Below are 23,776 nucleotides of genomic sequence, written 5' to 3'. Positions count from 1 at the left end.
TGTTTTTAAAAATATTGAAACTTACATTTAATTATAAAATGATTCAATATGAGAAAAAAATTACTTATTACCACTTTATTTCTTAGTTTTCAAATGCAATTTCAAGCACAAGAAGCTTTTAATGGAAAACTAAAAATAGCTACAGGAATAATTAGTGAAATTACGTATTATAATGTAGCAGAATTGATGAAAGATTTTAATTATGAGTTTGCTGGAAATTTTGAGAGCGTCTACAATAAAAACTTCGTAAAGCCCGATAATTCAGTTGAAAAAGCAGACTTTATGCGATTTTATTTTTGTGAAGAAACAGAAATGCTTAAAATGATTTATGTTCAATTTGATAGGGAACATTTCTTGGAAGCTGTAGATCAACTCACAAAAAATGGCTATCAAAGCAAGAAATTTCAGTTTATGAAATTTACGAACCCTTTACGTTGGGCTAAAGATACTAACTCATCTCCATTTCGTTTCATTACTGTCGACAGTAGCAACGCAATTTGTGTACTTTACTTTGGAATTAAGAGTTAGAGAGGAAAATTTTAATAAAAGTGTCATTTCATTGTTTTTTTTAAAATCTTAGTATGAAAGCTAATCTTTTATTATTCGAAGGATATATTTATAGGTTAACAATTAAAATAAATTATCTATTAAAACACACTTCACTTAAAATATTATTTTTAAAGTATAGTGTGTTTTTTTAGTTTAGTTTTGTGAAAAAATATTCGAATAATGAATGTAATCAAAAAAGCGATACGCTCCATTTTAAAAATTATCCTTGGTTTAGCAGTTTTTCTATTGTTGTATGCATTGATTATTTTTATTACTTCAATTATTCCTGTGAATAAGAATAAATCTCTAAAAACTCATAATAACATTCCTGTTTATATACTTTCTAATGGAGTACATACAGATATTGTTCTACCTTTAAATAATAGTATTAAAAACTGGTCCACCTCCATTTCCTATTTGGATACCAAAGCGCAAGATAGTACGAGAAACTTAATTGCTTTTGGATGGGGAGATAAAGGGTTTTATTTAGACACGCCCACTTGGGCCGATTTAAAAACGTCAACAGCTATAAAAGCAGTGACAGGAATGAGTTCTTCTGCAATGCATATCACGTTCTATAAAGAATTAGAAGAGAATGAAAATTGTAAAAAAATAGTTATTACAGATGAAGATTACAAACTATTAATTGGATACATAGAAGATAGTTTTGCTGTAAATGGAGATCAAAAAATACAACGTATTGGAACGCATTCGTATGGAAAATATGATGTTTTTTATGAAGCGAAAGGCAGTTACAGTTTGTTTTACACTTGCAATACTTGGGCGAACCAAGCCTTAAAGTCGGGTAATCAAAAGGCAGCGCTTTGGACAGTTTTAGATAAAGGCATTTTTTATCATTATGAATAAAATTTTGTACTTTTATTTAACATTTATCGATTTCAAACTTTACAATACCTTTTTCTGATTTAATCATAACTGGAATTTTTTCTAAAGAGCATCGAGGTTCAATAGTAAACTGAATATATCCTCTTACCATAAAATCTTTTGAAGTCTTTATTTCTAACTGTTGTTTGTAATACGTATTTACACGAATCCAATCGGGTATGCTATTACTATTTGATTCTGAATCAACTTGTTTAACGTGAAGTGGTGTTTCAATAAGATTGCTTTTTAATGAAAAGAAAGGAGTATCATCAATAAAGAAAGTAAATTTACCCTTGAAATCTTTGTTACTATTGGAAGAAGCGTAATACGCATTGTTGTAGAGTAGCATTTGAATTTCTAAATTATAACTATCCTTACTTGTTTGATAAATGGCTAATTTTACTTCATATGGATTGGGTGCTTGATTTGGACCAAAATTAAATATTGAATCTTTTTGAGATTTTATTTCTTTACTAGGAACTGTTGCTAAAGTAACTTCTTTTTTGGTTTGATCTATTTTACAGCTAAACAATAATAATAAACAGCAGCAAGATAATAATGGTTTCATTTTTTATTTTTTTAAGAGTGATTAAAAATAAATCAACCTAAAGTTATACTAGATTGATTGACACTGTAAAACTAGAATTCTATGGAACCAAAAATGTCAAAAAAGTGTCAAAAAAGTGTCAATAGCTGTAAAATTTCATAAAATTATATGTTATTTGCATCCCATTATGAATAATGATACCTCTTATTTCTATAAAATTTTAATCGTAATAGGATTCCTTCTAAGTTTTGTTTCTTGTACAAAGGAATCTAAAGAAGATACTTCTGCTTTGGTAAAAGTGGCTTTACGCGATGTGGGTCATCACTTATTATTAAGTAATCAAGATACAATATCTGTAATAAAACCAGTAGTTGCTTTAGATAGTTTTGAATACCAATTGTCGTTTGAAGAACAAGTAACGATACAACCTGATAGTTTGGTAACCTTCATTAAAAATAGTTTTTTAAAAGCCAATTTACCACAAAATTATTTAGTTGAAGTAATTCAATGTAAAGATAGAGCAGTAGCTTATAGTTACCAAATGAAGCATAATATAGAGAAAAGCATTATTCCATGCGGTGGAAGACAATTAAAAACAGGTTGTTATCATGTAAATGTTCGATTTACAAAAAAAAATGATAAAAAAAGTAATTCTGATTTTTGTATTTGGCTTCTATATGGTTTCTTTTTCGGAGTTTTTGGAGTTGTGGTACTTTTTTATTTCAAGCTCAAACCTAAAGTTGTTCCTGTTGATGATGTTGAAAACTATACAGCTATTGGACAATATAAATTTTACCCAGAGCAAAACAAATTAATTAGAGATACTCTTACCGTAAATCTTTCTAAAAAAGAATGCGAGTTGTTGCTTTTATTTACCTCACAACCTAATGAAATTATCAAAAGAGAAGAATTAACTAAAAAAGTGTGGGAAGACCACGGTGTATTTGTTGGTAGAAGTTTGGACACCTATATTTCTAAACTACGAATTAAATTAAAAGAGGATACTTCTATTAAATTAATTAATATTCATGGCGTAGGATATAAGTTGGAGATAGATTAGATAAAAATGCATTTAAAAAGAAATAAATGGATTTTTTAATTACTTATTAATTCTATTTTAAATTACTTTAAACTTATAAAAACATTTGGAACGTTTATCTTTTGTCAAATTTCTACTTTTATAATTCAAAGGGACAGCTTACAATACTCTAAGTCATAACTGAAAATAGAAAACACACAATTTCTTAACCCTTTTGTCAATAACTTATAAAATACAGACTTTCATTTTTTAAAGAGAAATAGTATATTGCACAAAATCCAAAATCTGTTTATGCTAGAGCAAAATCAATATACCGAAGACAATATTCGTTCACTCGACTGGAAAGAGCACATCCGTATGCGTCCTGGTATGTACATTGGAAAGTTGGGAGACGGTTCTTCTCCAGACGACGGAATTTATATCTTACTCAAAGAAGTTATCGACAACTGTATCGATGAATTTGTTATGGGTGCTGGGAAAACCATTGAGGTAACCATAAAAGATAAATTAGTGACCGTGCGTGATTATGGTCGCGGTATTCCTCTAGGAAAAGTGGTAGACGTAGTTTCTAAAATGAATACTGGTGGTAAATACGATTCCAAAGCCTTTAAAAAATCGGTAGGTTTAAATGGTGTGGGTACCAAAGCGGTAAATGCCTTGTCCAACTACTTTAGAGTGGAATCGGTACGTGATAATCAACAAAAAGCAGCAGAATTTTCCGCGGGTAATTTAACAACGGAAGAAGAAGTAGTTGAAACGACAAAACGCAAGGGAACTAAAGTTTCATTTGTTGCTGATGAGACTATTTTTAAGAATTATAAGTATCGTAATGAATACATCATTAAAATGCTTAAAAATTATTGTTATTTAAATCGTGGTTTAACGATTTATTACAATGGGGAGAAATTTGTATCGGAGCATGGATTAAAAGATTTGCTAGACGAAAACATTGCTGAAGAAGATATGGTGTATCCAATTATTCATCTGGAAGGCAATGATATTGAAATCGCCTTAACGCATAGTAAATCGCAATATTCAGAAGAATATCATTCGTTTGTAAACGGACAAAATACCACTCAAGGAGGAACGCATTTAGGTGCTTTTCGGGAAGCCATTGTAAAAACAATTAAAGAATTTTACAATAAAAATTTTGAAGCTTCCGATATCCGTAAATCCATTGTTTCTGCCATTTCTGTAAAAGTAGAAGAACCGGTTTTCGAATCCCAAACCAAAACCAAACTAGGTTCTACCGATGTGGGACCAAAAGGACCTACAGTGCGTACGTTTGTCAATGATTTTGTAAAAACGAAACTAGATAATTTCTTACATAAAAATCCGGAAACGGCAGACGCTTTGTTGCGTAAGATTTTACAAGCAGAACGCGAAAGAAAAGAACTTTCGGGTATTCGTAAGTTGGCTAAAGACAGAGCTAAAAAAGCCAGTTTACATAATAAAAAACTACGTGATTGTCGCGTGCATTTAACCGATGCTAAAAATCCAAGAAGTTTAGAAAGTACGCTTTTTATTACGGAGGGAGATTCGGCTTCTGGATCGATTACGAAATCGAGAGATGTAAATACACAAGCGGTTTTTAGTTTGCGCGGAAAACCTTTGAATTCGTATGGAATGACCAAAAAAATTGTGTACGAAAACGAAGAATTCAATTTGTTGCAAGCTGCTTTAAACATTGAAGAAGATATGGGTGATTTGCGTTATAATAATATTGTTATTGCAACCGATGCCGATGTCGATGGAATGCACATTCGCTTGTTATTAATCACCTTCTTTTTACAATTCTTTCCCGAATTAATAAAAGACGGTCATTTGTATATTTTGCAAACGCCATTATTCCGTGTGCGAAACAAAAAAGAGACCATTTATTGTTATACAGATGAAGAAAGGGTTAATGCGATTGAAAAATTAAAACCAAAACCAGAAATTACTCGATTCAAAGGATTGGGAGAAATTTCACCCGACGAGTTCAAACATTTTATTGGAGACGATATTCGTTTAGACCCTGTTATGCTGGATAAAGCTACTTCCATTGAAACTTTACTAGAGTTTTATATGGGGAAAAACACACCAGACCGACAAGATTTTATTATCAATAATTTGAAAGTGGAATTGGATGTAATTGAAAAGGAATAGTTCGCAGCTTACAGTTTAAAAGTGCAGTTTATTGTCAACTTTTAGCTGTTAATCTTTAACCAAAATATAAATGAAAACCAGTAGTTTCTTTTTTTTAATTCTAATTAGCAATATAATGTTGTTTGCTTGCGAATCGAAAAGAAAAAAAGAAAGTAATGTGGGAATAATTAAAAAATATGATTTTTCTAATTCATTAGATTTTAAATATGAAACTATTAATGAAGTAATATTGTACTCTTTTCTAAATAAAAGTTCCATTAAAACGCTACCTTATAGAAAAGATGTAAATTATAATTCAGATGTTCAATTGTCTAATGATTTCATTAAAGAAAGAATACTTCTTGATGAAAAGCAAAAGCAAGAATTATTTCATTTAATAACGAAAGATTCTTGTCCAAAGGAACAACATTTAGCAGATTGTTATAATCCTAGACATGAAGTTGTATTTAAAAATAAAAGCAATGAAATAATGGGTTCTATTGAAATATGCTTTGAATGTAACGATTTTCGACATTCTAAAAGTTTAGGAGAAGCAACATATTACTGTCATGATGCCATGCGATTATTTTTTTGGAAAGCAGGAATACGATATTTTATAAATGATGACCATAAAGGTAAAATGACAGAAGATGAATTTAATGAAATAGAAAAGAAATATAAATTATTGGCTAAATAGTACAATAAACTAAAAAAATACTGATACAAATTCAGCATAAATGAAAGACGAAGAAGAAAACGTAAACCCAGACGAACAAAACGAATTAGGAAACGAATCTCAAGAAACGGAAGGCTTTGATGACATCAAAACATCTGGGCATCATTTCTATGAAAACAACGAAAATCCAGAAGATACCATTACAAAAGTAACGGGTATGTACAAGGATTGGTTTTTAGATTACGCTTCGTATGTAATTTTAGAACGTGCTGTTCCAGCTATTGAAGACGGTTTCAAGCCTGTACAACGCAGGATTATGCATTCTATGAAAGAGTTAGACGATGGTCGTTACAATAAAGTAGCGAACATTGTTGGACATACCATGCAGTATCATCCACACGGTGATGCGAGTATTGGTGATGCCATGGTGCAAATTGGTCAGAAAGACTTGTTAATTGATATGCAAGGAAACTGGGGAAACATTCTTACAGGTGATAGTGCTGCGGCTTCTCGTTATATTGAAGCGCGAATTTCTAAGTTAGGTCACGATATTTTATATTCTCCAAAAATCACTGAATGGGGACTTTCCTATGACGGTCGTAGAGCAGAACCCATTAATTTACCAGTAAAATTCCCTTTGCTTTTAGCACAAGGAGCAGAAGGTATTGCAGTAGGTTTGTCAACCAAAGTATTACCGCACAATTTCAATGAACTTATCGATGCTTCGATTAAAATATTAAAAGGAAAACCGTTTACTATTTATCCTGATTTTCCTACAGCTGGTATTGCTGATGTTTCTAATTATAACGATGGAATGCGTGGTGGTCGTGTAAGAGTTCGTGCCAAAATCAGTCAGTTAGACAAAACCACTTTAGTCATTTCTCAAATTCCTTTTTCTACGAATACATCAACCTTAATTGATAGTATTTTGAAAGCCAATGAAAAAGGGAAAATTAAGATTAAAAAAATTGAAGACAATACAGCTGCTGAAGTAGAAATTTTAATTCATCTTCCAGCAGGTGTTTCTCCAGATAAAACCATTGATGCGTTATATGCATTTACTGCTTGCGAAACTTCTGTAGCACCTTTAGGTTGTGTAATTGAAAATAATAAACCGTTGTTTATTGGGGTTTCAGATATGCTGAAAATATCCACGCAAAGAACGGTGGAGTTATTGAAAAGAGAGTTGGAAATCCAATTGGACGAATTGGAAAACAAGTGGCATTTTTCAACTTTGGAGAAGATTTTCATTCGTGAAGAAATGTACATCGATTTTAAATTGTATGGTGATAGAGAATCTTTATATGAATACTTGTACAAGCGTTTCGAACCGTTTAAAAAAGATTTTGTGCGTGATATTCATGATGAGGATTTACAAAAATTAACCCAAATTCCAATGATACGTATTACACGTTTCGATTCTGATAAAGCTGAAGAGGCTATCGCCAAATTAGAAGCAGAAATGGAACAGGTAAAACACGATTTGGAACATATTATTGATTTTACGATTGCATTCTTTACCAAATTAAAAGACAAATATGGTAAAGGTCGTGAAAGACAAACCGAATTAAGAAGTTTTGATACCATTGAAGCGACCAAAGTAGTCTTAAGAAACACCAAATTATTTGTCAATAGAGAAGAAGGATTCCTTGGGACAGGATTGAAAAAAGACGAATATGTTGCGGATTGTTCTGATATCGACGATGTGATTGTTTTCCTTCGAGATGGTCGCATGGTAATTACTAAAGTGGATGATAAGAAATTCATTGGTAAAGACATCATCCATATTGCCGTTTTTGATAAAAATGACAAACGAACCATTTATAATGTAATTTATAGAGATGGAAAGAATGGAGCTACTTTTATAAAACGATTTAATGTTTCTGGAGTAACTCGTGATAAAGAATACCACATTACACAAGAAAAACCAGGTTCTCAAATTTTATATTTCTCCCACAATCCAAATGGGGAAGCAGAAGTGGTAACCATACTTTTACGTCAGGTGGGAAGCATCAAAAAACTGAAATGGGATTTAGACTTTTCTGAAATTTTAATCAAAGGAAGAGGTTCTAAAGGAAATACGGTTTCTAAGTATCCAATCAAAAAAATCGAATTAAAAGAAAAAGGAATTTCAACCCTTCGTCCTAGAAAGATTTGGTTTGACGATACCGTGCAACGTTTGAATGTAGATGGAAGAGGCGAATTATTAGGCGAATTTAAACCGAATGATCGTTTGTTAATCATCAATCAATCTGGTAAAGTAAAAACGATTATTCCAGAGTTGTCGACTCATTTTGAGGAAGATATGATCGTTTTAGAAAAATGGAAACCAAGTAAACCTATTTCTGCAATTTATTATGATGGCGAAAAAGAACGCTATTATGTAAAACGATTTGTAATTGAAAACGAAAATAAAGAAGAAATTTTTATCACAGAGCACGATAAATCGCAATTAGAAATTGTTTCTACCGATTGGAGACCCATGGCAGAAATTATTTTTGCCAAAGTAAAAGGCGTACAAAAAGAGACCATTCAGGTAAATTTAGAAGAATTTATTGCTGTAAAAGGCATTAAAGCGTTGGGGAATCAATTAACCACAGACAAAATTAAGCAAATTAATTTGCTTGAATCTTTACCGTTTGAAGAACCGGTTGAACCCGAACCAGAAAAGATGGAAGTAAATGATGAAGAATCGGTTTCTGAAGATGTTAAAACCGATTTGGAAGATGACGGGCAAATTACTTTAAGTTTAGACTAATAAAAAAAGCTGTATTTCTCAATACAGCTTTTTATTTTTCATGTTTATTTTAGAATAGATCATAATTCGGATAGGCAGATACGCTTTTCACGGCCGTAGACAATTCATTAAGCATTTTACTTAAACTAGAATCATTTGAAGGTGCGTTATTCACAATAATAGCAATACTGTAGCCACCACCAATTTCCGCCAACCACGATCTTGAACCACCATGAGCTCCGTTATGATTTTGTCGGTCTCCAGAAACACTCCAACCGCAAGCATAACCTGGTGATAAAGTTGTATCTTGAGTTAAAATAGCATGTGTACTGGCTTTAATAATATCTGGAGGAGTTGCGCTACCATCTACTTTGCCTAAATATTTTACTAAATCGATTGGTCTTGCTACCCAACCGCCAAAACCAGCCCATAATTGCATGTTTTGTTTGGTTTCAGGTGTATAATGTGCTTCATTCGATTTTACACTTCCATTGGCTAAACCAACATACATTCCCGAACCTACACCAGAAGGATTCAATACATTATTACGAATAAACGTTTCATAGGATTGTCCACTTATTTGTTGAATAACACAGGCTAAGATAAAATAACCAGTATTCGAATACGAATATTTTGTATTAGGATCAAATTTTAATAAATCAGAGGACTTTAATAACATTTTCATGGTATCATCATAGGTTTTGTCTTTGTTCCAAAATTCAGCTTCTCCATTGCATGTACGTAAACCTGAAGTATGATGTAATAATTGGGAAACCGTAATTTGATTTAATTTAGGTTTGTCTGCAGGAGTTGGATATTTTGAGCCAAGAATACTATTAGGACCAAATACTTTTTGGTTCATACTAATTTTATTTTGCTCTAATAATTTCATTATTCCAGCAGCAGTAACTCCTTTTGAAATACTCATAATTCGCATCGAATGATTGGGAGATAGGTATTCATTTTTAGATTTATCAGCATAACCATAGGCTTTTGCAAAAACAAGTTTTCCATTTTTAGTAACCGCAAAGGATAAGCCATCTACGCCTTGTGTTTTCATGTAATTATTTGCTGCGTTATCTAGGATGGTTAAATCGGAAGATTTCATAGCGGTATTTGTCCAAAAGGCATTGTATTTATCACTACTACCTGAAGCAAATGCATTTACAAATTCAGGAACATATCCTTGGTAATACATATTGTCAAATGTATGTTGGTAATTCATTCTACTTAAACCATGTCTAGCTGCCCAAGCGGGTGTAGCCGATTTTTCCCAAACTGCAGCATATAAATCAGTATTTCCCTTTTGGTAACCGCTTACTGATTTTAAATGGTAGCCTTTATTCGTACAATCATCAAATGCTTTTTGATAATCTGCTGCTGAAAGATTATGTCTTGCAATAATAGCTCCTGATTTTTTTTCCCAAAAGGCTAAAAAATATTCTTTTCCATTTACCACATAACCACACACTTGTTGCAATTGGTAACCCAATTTACCATAATCATCGAAAGCTTTTTGATAATCACTAGCAGTCATGTTATGTCTTGCTTTCCAAGCACCACCAGCTCTTTTATCCCAAATAGCAGCAAATTTAGCTTGATTGCCTACTGCATAACCCGATAAACATACTGGTCGATACCCTTTACTTACCTTGTCGTCAAATTCTTTTTGATAATCCGCAGCAGACATGCCATGTCGAGCAGCCCAAGCTGGACCAGCCACTTTTTTCCAAATAGCAGCATACAATTCTTTTCCATTACTTGTGTATCCTGAAAGAGAAGTTACACGATATCCTTTCGCATTTAGATTGTTAAATTCAGTTTGATACTGAGCCGGTGTCATAGCATGTCTTGCTACAAATTGAGCTGACATTGTTGTGGTAATAAATAATAGTACTGCAACTAAAATTTCTTTTTTAAATAATTGTTTCATTTTTCTGTGTTTATTTACCTGTTGGGGTAATTGATTTTTGTTCGACAAATGTATGTTCAATCCACGCATAGCGAAAGAGCAAGAATACTGTTTCTTTAGGGTGAATTTCCCTTTTTATTTTGCTGTGTTTTTACGGTTAGTTTAAAATTTTATATTTTGATTAACACGAACTTATTCTTTCAATATCATTTTTTTTGTAAATTTGAATCTACTTATGAAACAGTCTTTTTACATTCTAATAGTACTATGTATTGGATTCTTATGTAATCCAAATAGAAACTATGCTTGTTCAAAAACTGTGGCTAGTGAAAAAACATGTTGTACTACAACAAAAAGTAAAACAGAAACAAAACAATCTGCTTGTTCTGATCATCAAAAACAAAAAAAATCCTGCTCTGGAAATTGTGACAATACGAATTGTAACGTGACTACAGTTTTTTCAAGTGTTTTACCAAATAATGATCTACTAAAAGTAAGCGGTTTCCTTTTTTTAGAAAGAAAGACCAATTTTAGTTACTTAGAAAAATGTTCAGGCATTCCTTATTTTTCAGTTTGGTCTCCTCCTAAAATAGGTTGATTTATAATTATGTCTAGCCATAATTGTGGCTTTTTTACGCTTTTTTTTAAAAGCAATCTATATTATTTATAAATTAACTTTATCAAAATGAAAACTATTAAAAATAGAATAATGATACTATTACTATTAGTATCGTTCGCATCTTGTAACGCACAAATTAAAAATGAAACTTCAATTACAGAAAGAATTTTAGGTAATTGCGGTATGTGTAAAAAGACCATTGAAAAAGCAGGAAGTATTAAGAACGAAGCAGAAGTAAATTGGAACAAAGAAACTAAGTTAGCAACTATTACTTTTGATGCTAAAAAAACAACTAAAGATGCTGTTTTAAAACGAATTGCTTTAGCAGGTTATGATAACAATTCTTATTTAGCTCCAAAAGAAGCATATAATAATTTACCGCAATGTTGTCAATATGAAAGAAGAAATGAGCAGGAAAATGTTGTGATGCCATCTAATACGAAGCATAAAGAAAATTCTGAAGTGGCTCAAACAAATTTAGAAAATGTATTTGAAACGTATTTTGAATTAAAAGATGCTTTGGTAGATTCCAATTCTAAATCAGCATCTAAATCAGCATCTGATTTAGTAATTCGTATGGAAAAAGTAGATATGCATTCTTTAGGTGCAGAAACACATAGGGTTTGGATGGAAAAAAGGATGCACTTAAAAGAAAATGCTTCCACTATAGCAAGTTCAAATGAACTAGAAGAGCAACGAACAAACTTCAAAGCGTTATCTGAAAATATCTATGTTTTGATGAAAGCTTCTAAATTGAACAATGCAATTTACTATCAGCATTGTCCTATGGCTAATGATGGAAAAGGTGCTAATTGGCTAAGTAAAGAAAAAGAAATTAAAAATCCATATTATGGAAGTATGATGTTATCTTGTGGTAAAATAATTGAAACTATAGAATAATTTAGAATGGGATTGTTGTGCGAATTGTATAACAATCTCATTAAATTTTAAAATTGAAAAATAGTAGCTTCTTTTTACATTTATATAAAAAAATATGGAACAAAATATAATACATCAAAATAAACACTCTTATTTGAAATTTGCTGTAATTATGGCAGTATCATTTGTAATTATGTATTTGGTTATGTTTTTAAATGTTGCCAAATTCGATCATATTTTTAATAGTTTAACACGAGTTTACATGACTACATTGATGATTGCCTCAATGGCTATTTCAATGTTATTATTTATGTGGAAAATGTATCCGAACAAAAAAGTAAATTATGGAATCATTGGTTTTTCAACAATTGTCTTTTTTGGAACCTTATATTTATTGCGAACCCAAACTCCTATCTCAGATATTCAATACATGAAAGCCATGATTCCGCACCATTCCTCAGCAATTTTGACCAGCAGTAATGTCAAATTTGAAGACCCAGAAGTAAATAAGCTAGCAGAAGATATCATTGCTGCTCAAGAACATGAAATTGCTCTGATGAAACAAATGATGGAACGTTTAGAAAATGAAAAATAATACATGAAGCATCTTCATATTAAAAATATGGTTTGTAACCGCTGCATTATGGTGGTTACTTCTGAGTTAGAAAAACTAGAACATGCCCTAATCTCAGTTGAATTAGGGAAAGTAATTTTCAAAAATGATTTGTCACAAAATGATAAGTTAACAATTAGTGAAAAATTGCAAGCATATGGTTTTGAAATTTTAGATGACGCAAATAGTAAAACAATTGAAAAAATTAAAACCTTACTTATTGATTTAGTACAAAATCAAAACAATTCATTGAAACTTACTTTATCTGATTATTTAGCGCAACAATTGCATCAAGATTACAGTAAGTTGAGTAATTTATTTTCCAATGTGGAAGGTGTAAGTATTGAAAAATATTATATCCTTCTAAAAATCGAAAAAGTAAAAGAATTGATTGTTTATGATGAGTGGACACTTTCTGAAATAGCAGACGTTTTAAATTATAGTAGTGTAGCTCATTTGAGTAACCAATTTAAAAAAGTAACGGGCTTTTCACCTAGTTATTTTAAAAAAATGAAAGAGAAAAAAAGAAAGAAATTAGACCAATTATAAATTTTGCAAAATCTATCCATAATTGTGTAAGTAATTGGTTTTTAAGATTTCGAAATTTGTACTATTAAAAACGTAAAATTATGACTCACAAATATAGTATTGAAGGAATGACGTGTTCAGGCTGTGAAGCTACAGTGAAATCCAATTTACTTAAAGTAAAAAATATTACAGATGTTATTGTTTCAAAAGAAAACAAAGAAGCAATAATTACTATGTCTGAACATGTTGAATTGCCAACTTTGCAAGATGCTTTAGGAGGAAAGGAAAGCAAATATCAAATTTCTATTGGTGAAAAATCTCATCAAGAAAGAGTACACAAAGAATGTTGCACTACAAATGAGAATAAACAACATTCGAATAATTACCATCATCAAGCAGGAAAGTATTATTGTCCTATGCATTGTGAAGGTGATAAAGTATACGATAAACCAGGAGATTGTCCCGTTTGTGGAATGGATTTAGTACAACAACCTAAATTAACTACTTCCAAAAAATATACTTGTCCTATGCATCCAGAAGTGATTGAAGACAAACCTGGTAGTTGTCCTAAATGTGGAATGGATTTAGTACCTATAGAATCTACTGGTTCCGAAGAGGAAAATACGTACCATAAATTGTGGCATAAAATGAAAATAGCACTACTATTTAGTATTCCTGTTTTTATTATTTCCATGTCCGATATGATTCCTAATAATCCATTGTATGAACTAATGGATTTAAAAACTTGGAACTGGGTTCAATTTTTTCTAACGCTACCGGTTGTGTTTTATGCTTGTTGGATGTTTTTTGAAAGAGCTTGGAAGTCAATAGTCAATTGGAACCTGAACATGTTCACTTTAATTGGTATTGGAACAGGGGTTGCCTTTCTCTTTAGTTTATTAGGATTACTTTTTCCTTCTTTTTTTCCAAACCAATTTAAAACAGCTGACGGAAGTGTTCATTTGTATTTTGAAGCCACCGCTGTGGTTTTAACATTGGTGTTATTGGGACAACTTCTTGAAGCAAAAGCGCACACTAAAACGAATGGAGCCATTAAAGAATTATTAAAATTAGCACCTACAAATGCAACTATTGTTGTTAATGGAGAAGAAAAACAAATTTCCATTCATGATATACAAATTGGCGATACAATTCGAGTGAAACCAGGTGAGAAAATACCGGTAGATGGTAAAATCACAGAAGGGAAAAGTACGATTGATGAATCTATGATTTCGGGAGAACCTATTCCTGTGGATAAGCAAGAAAATGATGAGGTGAAGTCAGGAACTATTAATGGAAAACAGTCATTTCTAATGGTTGCTGAAAAAATTGGTTCAGAAACATTACTATCTCAAATCGTTCAAATGGTTTCTGATGCTAGTCGATCCAGAGCTCCTATACAAAATTTAGTGGATAAAATTTCGAGATATTTTGTACCAATTGTTGTTCTTATTTCAGTTATAACTTTTTTCATATGGTGGCTTTTTGGTCCCGAACCTAAATTAGTCTATGGCCTTGTGAACGCAATAGCAGTTTTAATTATTGCTTGTCCGTGTGCTTTAGGATTAGCAACTCCAATGTCGGTTATGGTTGGAGTAGGGAAAGGAGCCAAATTAGGGGTATTGATTAAAAACGCTGAAGCCATAGAAAAAATGGATAAGATAGATGTTTTAATTACAGATAAAACGGGAACCTTAACTGAAGGGAAGCCATCGGTTGAAAAGATAGTCGTTAAAGGAGCAGATGAAAATAAAACTCTAGCAAAAATAGCTTCTATAAATCAAAATAGTGAACACCCATTGGCAAATGCAATAGTTACGTTTGCAAAAAACAAGAATGTTGATTTCTTTAAAGTAAATGATTTTGATGCTGTTACTGGAATGGGAGTAGTGGGTGAAATTAATGATGAAAGAATTCTATTGGGGAACCAAAAATTATTGGAACAAGAAAAAATTGCTTTAGAGCAAACTTTACAAAATGAAGTTACAGCTGAACAAGAAAAAGGTAAAACAGTTTCGTATATCGTTATCGAAGGGAAATTAGTAGGTTATATTACTATTTCTGACGCTATTAAAAAAACTAGTTTAGAAGCTATTCAAAAATTAAAAGAACAAGGTGTTTCCGTAGTAATGCTCACTGGAGACAACGAAAAAACCGCTAAAGCAGTGGCAGAAGAATTAAAGGTCTCAGATTTTAAAGCCAGTTGTTTGCCAGAAGATAAATTGAATTACATAAAAAAACTCCAAGAACAAGGAAAAATAGTAGCCATGGCTGGTGATGGAATTAATGATGCACCAGCACTAGCGCAAGCCGATATTGGAATTGCAATGGGAACTGGTACAGACGTGGCTATTGAAAGTGCCAAAATTACTTTAGTAAAAGGAGATTTAAAAGGAATTGTAAAAGCGAAAGAATTAAGCCATGCCGTAATGAAAAATATAAAGCAAAATCTATTTTTTGCCTTTATTTATAATTCTATTGGAATTCCCGTTGCAGCCGGATTGTTATTTCCTTTTTTTGGAATGTTGTTATCTCCTATGATTGCTGCCTTAGCCATGAGTTTTAGTTCCGTTTCAGTAATTGCTAATGCCCTTCGATTGAGAACAGTTAAAATCTGAAACAATGAAAAAGTTGAAATCAAAATTAGAAATTAAACATGTTGACGATGAAGCAATGTCAATTCACAAACGCAAATATGGCAAAGGGTTTCAATATTTCGATGAGAATGGAAAAAAAATTACCAATCAAAAATTATTGAATCGATTTCGTAAATTAATTATTCCACCAATGTGGACCGATGTGTATATCTGTAAATGGGATGATGGTCATATTCAGGCTATTGGTAGAGATGCCAAAGGAAGAAAACAATACATTTATCATTCTGCTTTTGAAAAGCAAAAACAAGAAGAGAAATTTGCTAAAATGAAAGATTTTGGGACCGCTTTAGAAAGTTTTAGAAAAAAAGTCATAGCAGATGTACAAACTAAGAAATGGGATAAAGATAAAATCATTGCGTTATTAATTTTAATCTTAGATGAAACTGGAATTCGAATAGGCAACAAACAATATGCTTCTCAAAATGGAACCTTTGGTTTAACTACCTTGAGAAGAAAACACATGCATCTTGAGGAAGACCAAATTGTTTTTGAATACAAAGGGAAGAGTAATAAAATAAGACATGTTGAAATTGATGACGACATTTTAACAAAATTGATTAAAAAATCTTCTGAATTACCGGGTTATGAAATTTTTAGATATAAAGATGAATCGGGTTACTTTCATGCCGTTGATAGTGATGATGTCAATTCTTACATTCATACATACATGGGAGAGTTTTTTTCTAGCAAAGATTTTAGAACTTGGGTAGCCACAAGACTGGCTGTAGAATTGTACCCTTATGCTTTAGAAGCGATTGCATCAAGTACCAAAAAGAAATTCAGTAATACTTTGATTCGAATGGTAGCTGATGAGTTAGGAAATACACCCACCGTTTGTAAATCCTATTATGTACATCCTTCTATTTTACAAAAAATTGAAGCACGCACATTACCTAATAAATGCTATGAAGATTCTGGAGCTTTAAGTTGGAAATTAACGGCTTCAGAAAAAGAATTATTAAAGCACATTTAAACTGTATGTAAAAAAACTATTCTAATGAAAAACAAAATTAAAAAAATACTATATATACTAATTATACTTTTAATCACTGGAAATAGTATTGCACAGAAAACTGTTCGATACGATTTACATGTTCGAGATACGATAGTTACTTTTTCAGGAAAAGAAAGAAGAGCCATTGCTGTTAACGGTCAAATTCCAATGCCTACCCTAACTTTTACCGAGGGAGATTTAGCAGAAATACATGTGTATAATCACTTAAAGGAAGGAACTTCATTACATTGGCACGGACTGTATTTACCAAACCCTGAAGATGGAGTGCCTTATTTAACTCAAATGCCTATTGCTCCTGAAACGGAGCATGTATATCGTTTCCCAATTGTACAGTCGGGAACCCATTGGTACCATAGTCATAGTGGTATGCAGGAACAAATTGGAATGTATGGTTCTTTAATTTTAAAGAAAAAAACAGAGAATCCCAATTTTAGAAAAGGCATTGACGATATTCCACAAGTACCAATAATTTTAAGTGAATGGACCGATTATAATCCGAATAATGTGCATCGTATGTTGCACAATGCTTCCGATTGGTTTGCTATTAAAAAAGGAACAACTCAAAGTTATGCTGAAGCCATTCGAGAAGGTCATTTTAAAACGAAATTGAATAACGAGTGGAAAAGAATGTTAGCAATGGATGTAAGTGATGTTTATTATGATGCTTTTTTGTTAAATGGGAATAAAGAAAGTCAATTGCCACAATTTAAAAAAGGAGATAAAGTGCGGTTGCGAATTGCAAATGGAGGTGCTTCATCCTATTTTTGGTTACAGTATGCAGGTGGTAAAATGACTGTAGTGGCTAATGATGGAAATGATGTGGAGCCTGTTGAGGTAGATCGGTTGATTATTGGAGTTTCGGAAACCTACGATGTAATTGTAACGATTCCAAATGAAAATATTTCATACGAATTTTTAGCTACACCAGAAGATAGAACCAATGCTACCTCTATATTTATTGGTGAAGGAGTAAAACAATTGGCTAATCCAATGCCTAAATTGAAATATTTTGAAGGTATGAAAATGATGAACAACATGATGCATATGGATGGTACTATGGATGATATGGGTATGCAAATGAGTTTTCAAAAAATGGACATGAATACGGTAATGTATCCTGAAATTACAGGAAATTCTATGAGGAATAAATTGGGTAAACAAGAAAAAATGAATGCTAATGGAATGGAGATGAGCCATAGTAATCATAATATGCCTTCTAAAGAATCCAATAGGGTAACCTTAAATTATGCGATGTTGAAATCACCTACAAAAACCACATTGTCAAAAGAAGCACCTGTTCGTGAATTGCGTTTTGAATTAACAGGAAACATGAACCGTTACGTTTGGAGTATGGATAATAAAGTACTGGCAGAAACAGATAAAATTTTAATAAGAAAAGGTGAAGTACTTCGGATTACCTTATATAATAATTCTATGATGCGCCATCCCATGCATCTACACGGACACGATTTTAGAATTTTAAACGGGCAAGGAGATTATGCGCCACTTAAGAATGTTTTAGATATTATGCCCATGGAAACAGATGTCATCGAATTTGAAGCAAATGCTGATGGGGATTGGTTTTTCCATTGCCATATTTTGTATCACATGATGGCTGGGATGAATCGCGTTTTTAGTTATGAAAATTCTAAGTCTAATCCTTATCTGACGAATAAAGAAAAAGCATATAAAAAATTGCAAGCAGAAAGTAATCGTTTTCATTTTATGGCTGAAAATGACTTTGCCACCAATGGAAATGATGGTCAAATGATGTTACAAAATACACGCTGGAGTGTAGCGACTGAATGGCGTTTGGGATATAATGATCATCATGGTTATGAATCGGAAACACATATAGGAAGATATATTGGAAGAAATCAATGGTTTATGCCTTTTATAGGTTTCGATGCCCGATATCGTAAATTGAATCATGGTGAAATTGAGAAAAATTTATTTGGTCAAACAAGTACTAAAGACAAACGATTACAAGCCAGTATTGGTTTTGCTTATACGTTACCCATGCTAATCACTTTTCAATCGGAACTGTATCATGATGGAAATGTAAGACTGCAACTTATGCGTGAAGATATTCCTATCTCAAAACGCTTGAGAATGGCTTTTATGGTAAATACAGATAAAGAGTATATGGCAGGTTTCAAATACATTGCTGGTAAAAATATTGGAATAACAACACATTATGACAGCGATATGGGAATTGGTTTTGGAGTGAATTTGAATTATTAAAAGAGAATAAATTCACATTGCGTTAATGAAAAATTAAGATAGTAACCTTTTTGTAAAGTTTTCATAAACTTCACCTATAAGTATAGTAATACTTGATTTACTTTTTGTTTACAATCATGGGGTAATTTTGGTCAACAAATAAACAACCCTTTTATTATTATGAAAACAAATTTTAAATCCATTTTTTTACTTGCTTTATCTATTACAGTAGTCTCTTGTAATGATGATGATACGAAAGAAGTAGAAACACAAGAATCAGTTACTTTAAAAAACCATTCACAAACACCAGCTTATTTAGCCAAAAAAGCGGGTTTTGAAAACCTTGAAGTTTATTCCTTATTAAGTTCAGAGGATCAATTATCTGAATCACCGAACTTTGTATACGGTTCTATGGCTGACGGAATGGGATTAATGAAATTAAGTGATGGAACCTATTCTTTAATTAACAATATTGAAGCTGATTATTCCATTGCAAGAATTTCATTTGACAAAACGTTCAAACCAGTAAAAGGAGAATATATTTTAAATGCAGCTGCAACTGCTAGAACTGCTCAATGTTCTGGATCTTTAATTATGCCAGAAGAACATGGTTTTGGTCCTTTGTATTTATCTGGAGGAGAATGGGGTGGTGCTTCTAAAGGAGTTTTTGCAACGGATCCTTTTAAAAAAGCAGAAGATGCTGAATTAGCTACGTTACTTCCAGCATTAGGGCAATGGTCTACAGAAAATGCAGTAGTTATTGGTAAAGATGCGTATCCTTCTAAAACAGTAGCTTTTATTGGTGATGATACAGGAGACAACACAACGCCTTCTGGCCAGTTTGCGATGTATATTGGTAACAGAGGTGATTTAGCAAGTGGAAAGTTATATGGTTTAAAAGTAACTCAAGCAGGGATTGATTATGAAATGGATATGCAAGAAGGCGTGACGTATCCTGTTGTTTTTGAAGAGTATACGGAAAGAACATTAAACGAATTAGAACAAGAATCTAGAGATAAAGGAATTATGGGATTCTCTAGAGTAGAAGATATTGATTACAGAAAAGGTTCTGGAAGTGCTAACAGGGAAATCTATTTTGCAGTTACAGGTAGAAAAAGTACAGCTTTAACAGGAAAAGGTACTTTTTATGGTAGAATTTATAAAGTAGTTTTAGATGCTAATGATCCTAAAGTGGCAACTATTACTTGTGTTTTAGACGGTGATAATTTAACAGGTGTTGCCAAACAATTCCATAGTCCAGATAATATTGTAGTAACTAAAGATTACGCTTATATTATGGAAGATCCAAATGGGTATCCTGATACAGCAGATAAAACACATTTTCCTTATTTATACCAATACAATTTAAATACAAAAGCGTTAAAAGTAGTGTTAGAATGTGACCAAAATGCCGCTGCTACTGCAGGAATGGGATCTGTATCAAATATTTGGGAATTAACAGGTATGATAGATGTATCAGATGTGATTGGAGTGGAAGGAAGTTTCTTAATTTGTACGCAAAACCATGGTTGGACTAACAGCGCGTTTACGGATGCTGAAGCAATTTCAAATCCAGATAGTTCAGAAGGGAGTCAATTATTTTTGATCAAAGGTCTAGAGCGTTAATATGATTAAAATATTGAAAGAAAATACTTTAAAGGCTATATTTTTATATAGCCTTTTGGTCTTTATGAATAGTAGTTGTAAAGAAAAAGAGGGGTATGAAACAATTGCTCCTTTACAACAATTAGAGTTACAATTTAAAAATGATTTATGGAACGCGGCTTTAGCTTTAGATTCCTTAAATGCTTCAGGAAATATAAACGATAAACGCAATTTCTATTTAAAAGCACGAATGTTTTTTAAAAAGGCGGAACCCGTTTTAGCCTTTATCGATGCAGATAATTATACTTTTTTAAACCAACCTAATCTTTTAAAAGTAGAAGAAGAAGATTTTACGGATGTTAAAATAAAAGAACCGAATGGTTTTCAGGTAATTGAAGAATTGTTGTATGAAGATAAAGTGGATTTAGAAACTCTAAACAGACAAGTTGTTAGCGCAAGTACGAAATTTAAATTCTTGCATAAGAATCTTACCTTACAGTTTTTAAAAGAACATCATATTTTATGGATTATCAGAGATGCTCTAAACAGAGTGGCTTTAACTGGAATTACAGGTTTTGATTCGCCTGTTCTATCCAATTCACTAGAAGAAAGTAAAACCGTTTACACTTCTTTAAAAGAAATACTGTCTATTTACGAAAGTCAATTTCAAAATAAAGATTTGCATCATAATTGGATGAACGAAATTGAGAGTAGTCTTGCTTTTTTATCTAAGAAAGATTTTAATACGTTTGATAGATATACTTTTATTAAGCAACACACGCATAAAGCTATGGGAATTTGGAACCAAACCGTAACGGATTGGAACGTTACTTTTCCATTCAAACAACCGATTAATTATGAAGTAACGAATTTATTTGAAAAGAATACTTTTAATATCAATCATTTTACCGATCAAAAGGAAAATCCTCTAGCTGAAGAAAAAGTACAATTAGGAAAAATGCTTTTTGAAGATAAAACTTTATCCCATAACAAAACTATTAGTTGTGCAAGTTGTCATAAACAAGAATTGTATTTTACGGATGGGTTAACAAAATCACCAGGAACCACTCGCAATTCACCAACCTTGTTTTATGCAGCTTTGCAAAAAGGTTTTTTTCATGATAAAAGAACGGGTAGTTTAGAAGGACAAATTGTTGATGTAGTGAATAACCCAAATGAGTTTCATTTGTCATTAAACGATTTAGAGAAAAGAGTTTTAGAAAATGAAGATTATGTAGCTACTTTTAAAAAAGTATATGCAAAAGAGATTGATAATCATTTAATTCGTAACGCCATAGCTTCTTACATTATGTCGCTTAGTCCCTTTCAATCTAAGTTTGATTTGAATATGCAAAGCAAAGAAAATACCCTTACAAAAAAAGAAATTAATGGTTTTAATCTGTTTATGGGAAAAGCGAAATGTGCAACCTGTCATTTTGCACCTTTATTCAATGGTTTGGTGCCAGTTGCCTTTAAAGAATCGGAATTGGAACTCATTGGTGTACCCAAAACAAAGGATACTTTAATGGCTGTTATGGATGACGATTTAGGACGGTATACTGTTTATAAAACAGATCAAAGAAAATTTTTTTTCAAAACGCCTACTATACGGAATATTGAAAAAACAGCTCCTTACATGCATAATGGGGTGTATACTACTTTGGAAGAAATTGTAGATTTTTATAACAAAGGTGGAGGCGTTGGTTTAGGAATGACTTTGGAAAACCAAACCTTGCCTTTCGATAAACTCAACTTAACAGATCAAGAGAAAGATGATTTGGTTTTATTTATGAAAACACTTACTGATAAGCTTTAAATATAAAAAAAAACTCCCAAATTAGGGAGTTTTTTTATGGTGTTGAATTAATCTAAAAAATCGTCATTCGTTAATTTCTCATCCATTATTTTACTATTCTTCAATTGAACTGGTTTTCTGTTTTTCTTCATTTTTAAATTTAAAAACTCTACAAATAAAGAGAAGAAAATAGCAAAATATAAATAGCCTTTTGGAATACTATGTACTTCAATATCGTTACCAAATTTAAAGTTTGCTAAGTGCGATCCTTCTGCTAAAAGCATTACTCCAATAAGAATTAAAAATGATAATCCTAATATTTGAATAGTAGGATGTTCATTAACAAATTTACTTACAGGTCCAGCAAAAGCTAACATTACAACAATAGAAAGAATAATGGCCATAATCATGATTTCTAAGGAACCCGCGTAACCAAAACCAGCTGGTGGTTCCGCAGAACTGACTAATCCAATAGCAGTTAAAATACTATCAAAAGAGAATACGATATTCAATAATGCGATTTGAATAATGGCACCCGATAAACCACTACTTGCTTTTCCAGCGGTGCTTTCTTCTTCGCCTTCTAATTTATGATGAATTTCAGATACGGATTTGTACAATAAAAACAAACCTCCTCCAAAAATAATCAAACTCTGACCCGAAATACCTCCTGAGAAAAAACCGAAATCAAAATCATAGAAAGATTCTTTTAATCCCATGACCCATGTAATTCCAAAGAGTAGGATTATTCTAAAAAGCATGGCTAATAATAGTCCTATTCTTCTCGCTTTAGGTTGGTCTTCTGCTTTTAATTTACCAGAAACAATGGATAAAAAAACAATGTTGTCGATTCCTAAAATAATCTCTAAAAAAGTTAAGGTTAACAGGGCAATCCATGCATCTGGATTTGATAAAATCTCCATAGTGAGTTAATTTATTTGTTGCGAATTGAAATTAAAGTTGTTAAACGTAAATTATTCCTTTTTTGTTACAGAACCGCGTTGTTTTTTTGTTTGTCCAACGATATTATATTCAAAAGTATATCCTTTTGCATTGGTAGTCAGTATCTTTATCTGTACTGCATTTTTTTCGCTCATCGATTTGGGATTGATTTTTTGCAGGATAAATTCGCAATCGTTTACCCATCGAACAGAAGAGGTATCTTTATGACCTCTAAACGTTTCAATTTGTATTGAATCGTTACGTTCAAAATAGGAAGTTTCTAGCTTGCCATCAATTTCACGAGTAAATTCAAAATTTCCTGATTTATACGCTTTACAATTGCGTTCTTGTTCATAACAAGAAACTAAAAATAAGGGTGCTAAAAAAAGGATAAGGTTGTGTTTTTTGATGCACATTTGTAATTTATT

At 32.0% G+C, this 23,776-nt stretch carries 19 protein-coding genes; 15 read left to right on the top strand and 4 right to left on the bottom strand.

Going from position 1 to position 23,776, the window contains the following annotated elements:
- Positions 1-48 precede the first annotated feature (48 nt).
- On the top strand, positions 49-528 hold the full coding sequence (locus tag NHF47_RS13935; protein WP_252765509.1) for a hypothetical protein: 480 nt from the start codon (positions 49-51) through the stop codon (positions 526-528).
- Positions 529-729: 201 nt separating this feature from the next.
- Complete coding sequence (locus NHF47_RS13930) at positions 730-1,416, top strand: TIGR02117 family protein (protein WP_252765508.1); 687 nt, start codon at positions 730-732, stop codon at positions 1,414-1,416.
- Between the two features lie 16 nt (positions 1,417-1,432).
- On the opposite strand, the gene NHF47_RS13925 is transcribed toward NHF47_RS13930, so the two are convergent.
- Positions 1,433-2,002: a hypothetical protein gene (locus tag NHF47_RS13925; protein ID WP_252765507.1), complete on the bottom strand. Its 570-nt coding sequence runs from the start codon at positions 2,000-2,002 to the stop codon at positions 1,433-1,435.
- Positions 2,003-2,168: 166 nt separating this feature from the next.
- Here NHF47_RS13925 and NHF47_RS13920 point away from each other — a divergent pair, with 166 nt between their 5' ends.
- The 4 genes from NHF47_RS13920 (at position 2,169) to NHF47_RS13905 (ending at position 8,581) form a co-directional block, all read left to right on the top strand.
- A complete protein-coding gene (locus tag NHF47_RS13920; protein ID WP_252765506.1) occupies positions 2,169-3,041 on the top strand; it encodes a winged helix-turn-helix domain-containing protein in 873 nt (290 codons plus the stop codon).
- A 270-nt stretch (positions 3,042-3,311) separates the two neighbouring features.
- The gene (locus NHF47_RS13915) at positions 3,312-5,168 is read left to right on the top strand and encodes a DNA topoisomerase IV subunit B (protein ID WP_159777716.1); all 1,857 of its coding nucleotides are present in this window, start codon (positions 3,312-3,314) and stop codon (positions 5,166-5,168) included.
- Positions 5,169-5,238: 70 nt separating this feature from the next.
- Positions 5,239-5,844 (top strand): hypothetical protein, encoded by a 606-nt coding sequence (locus tag NHF47_RS13910; protein ID WP_252765505.1) that lies wholly within the window; start codon positions 5,239-5,241, stop codon positions 5,842-5,844.
- 40 nt (positions 5,845-5,884) lie between these two features.
- Positions 5,885-8,581, top strand: coding sequence for a DNA gyrase/topoisomerase IV subunit A (locus NHF47_RS13905; protein ID WP_252765504.1), 2,697 nt, complete (start codon positions 5,885-5,887; stop codon positions 8,579-8,581).
- 49 nt (positions 8,582-8,630) lie between these two features.
- Here the strand turns inward: NHF47_RS13905 and NHF47_RS13900 are convergent, their stop codons facing one another.
- The gene (locus NHF47_RS13900; protein WP_252765503.1) at positions 8,631-10,493 is read right to left on the bottom strand and encodes a serine hydrolase; all 1,863 of its coding nucleotides are present in this window, start codon (positions 10,491-10,493) and stop codon (positions 8,631-8,633) included.
- Positions 10,494-10,707: 214 nt separating this feature from the next.
- On the opposite strand from NHF47_RS13900, the gene NHF47_RS13895 reads away from it, so the two are divergent.
- The 9 genes from NHF47_RS13895 to NHF47_RS13855 all read left to right on the top strand — a co-directional run bounded on the left by NHF47_RS13895 (position 10,708) and on the right by NHF47_RS13855 (position 22,427).
- Positions 10,708-11,070, top strand: coding sequence for a hypothetical protein (locus tag NHF47_RS13895; RefSeq protein WP_252765502.1), 363 nt, complete (start codon positions 10,708-10,710; stop codon positions 11,068-11,070).
- An 87-nt stretch (positions 11,071-11,157) separates the two neighbouring features.
- Complete coding sequence (locus NHF47_RS13890) at positions 11,158-11,991, top strand: DUF3347 domain-containing protein (RefSeq protein ID WP_252765501.1); 834 nt, start codon at positions 11,158-11,160, stop codon at positions 11,989-11,991.
- Positions 11,992-12,085: 94 nt separating this feature from the next.
- Positions 12,086-12,565 (top strand): DUF305 domain-containing protein, encoded by a 480-nt coding sequence (locus tag NHF47_RS13885; RefSeq protein ID WP_252765500.1) that lies wholly within the window; start codon positions 12,086-12,088, stop codon positions 12,563-12,565.
- A gap of 3 nt (positions 12,566-12,568) precedes the next feature.
- Positions 12,569-13,132 (top strand): AraC family transcriptional regulator, encoded by a 564-nt coding sequence (locus NHF47_RS13880; RefSeq protein ID WP_252765499.1) that lies wholly within the window; start codon positions 12,569-12,571, stop codon positions 13,130-13,132.
- An 80-nt stretch (positions 13,133-13,212) separates the two neighbouring features.
- Positions 13,213-15,729 (top strand): heavy metal translocating P-type ATPase, encoded by a 2,517-nt coding sequence (locus NHF47_RS13875; protein ID WP_252765498.1) that lies wholly within the window; start codon positions 13,213-13,215, stop codon positions 15,727-15,729.
- Positions 15,730-15,733: 4 nt separating this feature from the next.
- Complete coding sequence (locus NHF47_RS13870) at positions 15,734-16,741, top strand: DNA topoisomerase IB (RefSeq protein WP_252765497.1); 1,008 nt, start codon at positions 15,734-15,736, stop codon at positions 16,739-16,741.
- A 24-nt stretch (positions 16,742-16,765) separates the two neighbouring features.
- Complete coding sequence (locus tag NHF47_RS13865) at positions 16,766-19,027, top strand: multicopper oxidase domain-containing protein (RefSeq protein ID WP_252765496.1); 2,262 nt, start codon at positions 16,766-16,768, stop codon at positions 19,025-19,027.
- A 159-nt stretch (positions 19,028-19,186) separates the two neighbouring features.
- Positions 19,187-20,632: an alkaline phosphatase PhoX gene (locus tag NHF47_RS13860; protein WP_252765495.1), complete on the top strand. Its 1,446-nt coding sequence runs from the start codon at positions 19,187-19,189 to the stop codon at positions 20,630-20,632.
- A 64-nt stretch (positions 20,633-20,696) separates the two neighbouring features.
- Positions 20,697-22,427, top strand: coding sequence for a cytochrome-c peroxidase (locus NHF47_RS13855; RefSeq protein ID WP_252765494.1), 1,731 nt, complete (start codon positions 20,697-20,699; stop codon positions 22,425-22,427).
- A 47-nt stretch (positions 22,428-22,474) separates the two neighbouring features.
- On the opposite strand, the gene NHF47_RS13850 is transcribed toward NHF47_RS13855, so the two are convergent.
- Positions 22,475-23,329, bottom strand: a complete 855-nt coding sequence (locus tag NHF47_RS13850) for a TerC family protein (protein WP_252765493.1) — start codon at positions 23,327-23,329, stop codon at positions 22,475-22,477.
- A 51-nt stretch (positions 23,330-23,380) separates the two neighbouring features.
- Positions 23,381-23,764, bottom strand: coding sequence for a DNA topoisomerase IV (locus NHF47_RS13845; RefSeq protein ID WP_252765492.1), 384 nt, complete (start codon positions 23,762-23,764; stop codon positions 23,381-23,383).
- Between the last annotated feature and the right edge of the window lie 12 nt (positions 23,765-23,776).

Source organism: Flavobacterium sp. NRK F7 (genome assembly GCF_024054195.1).
In the GTDB taxonomy this organism is placed as follows: Bacteria; Bacteroidota; Bacteroidia; order Flavobacteriales; family Flavobacteriaceae; genus Flavobacterium.
This window is presented reverse-complemented; position numbering and strand designations above follow the sequence as displayed.

Coding starts and splice junctions, on each gene's coding strand:
- NHF47_RS13875 (WP_252765498.1), top strand. CDS start 13,213: ATGACTCACAAATATAGTATTGAAGGAATGACGTGTTCAGGCTGTGAA.
- NHF47_RS13900 (WP_252765503.1), bottom strand. CDS start 10,493: ATGAAACAATTATTTAAAAAAGAAATTTTAGTTGCAGTACTATTATTT.
- NHF47_RS13935 (WP_252765509.1), top strand. CDS start 49: ATGAGAAAAAAATTACTTATTACCACTTTATTTCTTAGTTTTCAAATG.
- NHF47_RS13860 (WP_252765495.1), top strand. CDS start 19,187: ATGAAAACAAATTTTAAATCCATTTTTTTACTTGCTTTATCTATTACA.
- NHF47_RS13890 (WP_252765501.1), top strand. CDS start 11,158: ATGAAAACTATTAAAAATAGAATAATGATACTATTACTATTAGTATCG.
- NHF47_RS13905 (WP_252765504.1), top strand. CDS start 5,885: ATGAAAGACGAAGAAGAAAACGTAAACCCAGACGAACAAAACGAATTA.
- NHF47_RS13920 (WP_252765506.1), top strand. CDS start 2,169: ATGAATAATGATACCTCTTATTTCTATAAAATTTTAATCGTAATAGGA.
- NHF47_RS13930 (WP_252765508.1), top strand. CDS start 730: ATGAATGTAATCAAAAAAGCGATACGCTCCATTTTAAAAATTATCCTT.
- NHF47_RS13895 (WP_252765502.1), top strand. CDS start 10,708: ATGAAACAGTCTTTTTACATTCTAATAGTACTATGTATTGGATTCTTA.
- NHF47_RS13880 (WP_252765499.1), top strand. CDS start 12,569: ATGAAGCATCTTCATATTAAAAATATGGTTTGTAACCGCTGCATTATG.
- NHF47_RS13885 (WP_252765500.1), top strand. CDS start 12,086: ATGGAACAAAATATAATACATCAAAATAAACACTCTTATTTGAAATTT.
- NHF47_RS13845 (WP_252765492.1), bottom strand. CDS start 23,764: ATGTGCATCAAAAAACACAACCTTATCCTTTTTTTAGCACCCTTATTT.
- NHF47_RS13925 (WP_252765507.1), bottom strand. CDS start 2,002: ATGAAACCATTATTATCTTGCTGCTGTTTATTATTATTGTTTAGCTGT.
- NHF47_RS13855 (WP_252765494.1), top strand. CDS start 20,697: ATGAATAGTAGTTGTAAAGAAAAAGAGGGGTATGAAACAATTGCTCCT.
- NHF47_RS13870 (WP_252765497.1), top strand. CDS start 15,734: ATGAAAAAGTTGAAATCAAAATTAGAAATTAAACATGTTGACGATGAA.
- NHF47_RS13850 (WP_252765493.1), bottom strand. CDS start 23,329: ATGGAGATTTTATCAAATCCAGATGCATGGATTGCCCTGTTAACCTTA.
- NHF47_RS13910 (WP_252765505.1), top strand. CDS start 5,239: ATGAAAACCAGTAGTTTCTTTTTTTTAATTCTAATTAGCAATATAATG.
- NHF47_RS13915 (WP_159777716.1), top strand. CDS start 3,312: ATGCTAGAGCAAAATCAATATACCGAAGACAATATTCGTTCACTCGAC.
- NHF47_RS13865 (WP_252765496.1), top strand. CDS start 16,766: ATGAAAAACAAAATTAAAAAAATACTATATATACTAATTATACTTTTA.